Source organism: Brevundimonas sp. UBA2416, assembly GCF_002343105.1.
Classification (GTDB): Bacteria; Pseudomonadota; Alphaproteobacteria; order Caulobacterales; family Caulobacteraceae; genus Brevundimonas.
On record NZ_DDRM01000007.1, the window covers coordinates 1,494 to 4,223 of the forward strand.

A 2,730-nucleotide genomic window follows, 5' to 3' on the forward strand; every position below is an offset into this window, starting at 1 on the left:
TCGAACAGCTTGCCGTGCTTGGCGAACGCATCCTTGTAGAAGATGCGCACGCAGTGGCCGAAGACGATCGGGTGCGACACCTTCATCATCGTCGCCTTGAGGTGCGCCGAGAACAGCACGCCGGGCTCGATCGTCGCCAGTTGCTCGCGAATGAAGGCGCGCAGGGCCTTGGCTGACAGGAAAGTAGCGTCAACCACCGTGCCCTCGGCATATTTCAGCCCGTCTTTCAGCACGACTTCGGCGCCGCCCGCCGGGGTAAAGGTGATCTTGGCCCCGCCCGCTTGCGCGGCGGTGATGGTGGCGGCCTTTTCATTGGCAAAGAAATCGTTGCCCGGCATCGAGGCGACGCGGGTCTTCGACTCTGCCGACCAGGCACCCATCGAATGGGGATGCGACTGGGCATAGGACTTGACCGCCTTGGCGGCGCGCCGGTCGCTGTTGCCCTCGCGCAGGACCGGGTTCACGGCGCTGCCCTTGACCGCGTCATAGCGCGCCTTGATCGCCTTTTCGGCGTCGTTGGCCGGCTTTTCCGGATAATCCGGCACCGCATAGCCCTTGGATTGCAGTTCCTTGATCGCCGCGTTCAACTGCGGCTGCGAGGCCGAGATGTTCGGCAGCTTGATGACATTGGCCGCGGGCGTGGTGACCAGCTTGCCCAGCCAGGCCAGATCGTCGCTGACCCGCTGCGCCTCGGTCAGAACATCGGGGAACACCGCCAGAATGCGGCCCGCCACGGAAATGTCGCGGGTTTCCACGCTGATCCCCGCCGCCCCGGCAAAGGCGCGGATGATCGGCTCCAGAGAGGCACGCGCCAGTTCGGGGGCTTCGTCAACCTTGGTATAGATGATATCGGGCATGTCGCTCATCGCTCGGGCACTCCGTCAGGGCTATGCGTCTGGACCAAACCGCCACCCGGCAGGCATTCACCGGGCGACTCCGGGGGGCTGATGCCCCGCTGCGCCCGCTCTGTCGCGCAAATGCGTCGCTGCGTCAAGTGGATTGTGTGCAATGGTATACATTTCACCACACCCCCACTCCGGCCACCTAACCCGTCAGCGCAGCCCCTTCGACGGCGTAGACACTCTGCACGAACCCATGCGCCCAGACCCTGGTCTCCAGATGGGTCAGGCGCTGCGGGCCGGTGTCGTGAAACAGCGCCAGCCCCTGACCCAGCAGCACCGGGACCCGGGTCAGGACAATCCGTTGCACCAGACCGGCGCGCAGGAAACTCGACACCACCTGCCCCCCGTCGACATAGACCCGCCGCACGCCTTGCGCACCCAGCGACTCCATCAGATGCAGCGGCGTGGCACCGCTGACGCTTACCTTGCCCCGCAGCGCCTCGGGGATATCGCCCGCGCGCAGATGCCGCGACATCACCGTGACCGGCACGGCATAGGGCCATTCGGAAAACCCCGACACCGACCGGAAACTGCCCGATCCCATGACCACCGCGTCGATCCCGGCCATGAAGGCGCCGTAGCCATGGTCCTCGCCCTCGAGCGCGGGCAGACCGGTCAGCCAGCCGATCCCGCCCTGGGCATCGGCGATATAGCCATCGAGCGAGGTGGCTATGAACACATGGGCTTGCGGCAGCATGACGGACCCCGGAAAGCGGCAGGAATGCATCCAGGCCCCAGCCTGCTCTGGCCGGGGCCCGTGGTCAAGTCCGCCGCACAGTCGAGGTCAGCGTCGCAGGCGGGTCGGCAGGTCGCGCGGTCGGTCGATATAGGTGCAATAAGTGACCGTGGTGGTCGAGTTCAGCACGTCACCGACCGTCCGGTCGGTGACCACATGCATGCAAAGCTGGCGACCGGCGCTTTGTGCAAGGGCTGCGGCGGGGATCGCCAGGGCAACGACCATCCCGGCCAGCAGGGACATCCGGGTGAGGGCACACATCCTCGTTCTCCTTTTCCGGAAATCAGCGCAGCAGGCCGGTGCGGCCGCGCACCAGGCATTGACCGGGGCGACCGGGCACCTCGCCGGGGCGGCAAAAGCGCAGATCCTGCACTTCGTCGAACGAGGCAACCATGGTGTGAACCTGCGGGCCGTGGTGGGCAAAGGCCGGGGCAGCCAGCGGCAGGATCAGGGCGATCAGGATCAGGGAACGGGTCATGGCAATCTCCTGTGGGTTCGGGTTTTGGGGGGGAGGTCGGGGGATCAGCGGTGCAACCGCGCAGGCAGGCCGCGCGGTCGGTCGACGGGGACGCAATAGCGTGACCCCCAGCCGGTTTCGGTCGAGGTCACACTCAGGCAGGCTTGCCGGGCCTGGGCCTGCGCCACGGGCGGCAGGGCGATCAGAAGGGCGAGAAGGACGAGGCGGGTCATGGCGATCTCCGGGTCTGGTTGGGCGGTTTCGATGAACTCATCCTGCTGCGTTCCGGGGCGGCGTTCAGTTCCCGGGGGAACAGCCGCCAAACGGGCGTCACGGTCAGCGGCGCAGACGCTGCGGCAGGCCGATCGGCCCGGTGGACGTATGGCAGCGATAGACGATCCAGGCACCGGGGCCGGTGCCGACCGTCTCGGTGATGCAGACCTCGCGGGTCTGTGCAAAACCTGGCGCAGACGCGGCCAGGGTCGAGGCGAGGACGAGCGCGATCAGGATGCGAGGGGCCATGGCGGAACTCCGGTTGAGGCGTTGCAGGGGTCGATCATGTCCCCAGCATGCCCGAAACGCCTCTCGCGCGCGGTTCCGCAGGGAACAGGCCCCGCCGCCACTGGCCAATCGCC

At 66.7% G+C, this 2,730-nt stretch carries 6 protein-coding genes; all 6 read right to left on the reverse strand.

Going from position 1 to position 2,730, the window contains the following annotated elements:
* Positions 1-866 (reverse strand): NADP-dependent isocitrate dehydrogenase (locus B3E43_RS01365; RefSeq protein WP_292026097.1); only part of this gene is annotated, 866 nt, incomplete at its 3' end.
* Between the two features lie 178 nt (positions 867-1,044).
* Entirely contained in the window at positions 1,045-1,599 is a 555-nt protein-coding gene (locus B3E43_RS01370; RefSeq protein WP_292026098.1) for a dihydrofolate reductase family protein, read from the reverse strand.
* An 87-nt stretch (positions 1,600-1,686) separates the two neighbouring features.
* Positions 1,687-1,899 (reverse strand): hypothetical protein, encoded by a 213-nt coding sequence (locus B3E43_RS01375; protein WP_292026099.1) that lies wholly within the window; start codon positions 1,897-1,899, stop codon positions 1,687-1,689.
* Between the two features lie 22 nt (positions 1,900-1,921).
* On the reverse strand, positions 1,922-2,116 hold the full coding sequence (locus tag B3E43_RS01380) for a hypothetical protein (RefSeq protein WP_292026100.1): 195 nt from the start codon (positions 2,114-2,116) through the stop codon (positions 1,922-1,924).
* A 44-nt stretch (positions 2,117-2,160) separates the two neighbouring features.
* Entirely contained in the window at positions 2,161-2,328 is a 168-nt protein-coding gene (locus B3E43_RS01385) for a hypothetical protein (RefSeq protein ID WP_292026101.1), read from the reverse strand.
* 103 nt (positions 2,329-2,431) lie between these two features.
* Positions 2,432-2,617 (reverse strand): hypothetical protein, encoded by a 186-nt coding sequence (locus tag B3E43_RS01390; protein ID WP_292026102.1) that lies wholly within the window; start codon positions 2,615-2,617, stop codon positions 2,432-2,434.
* Between the last annotated feature and the right edge of the window lie 113 nt (positions 2,618-2,730).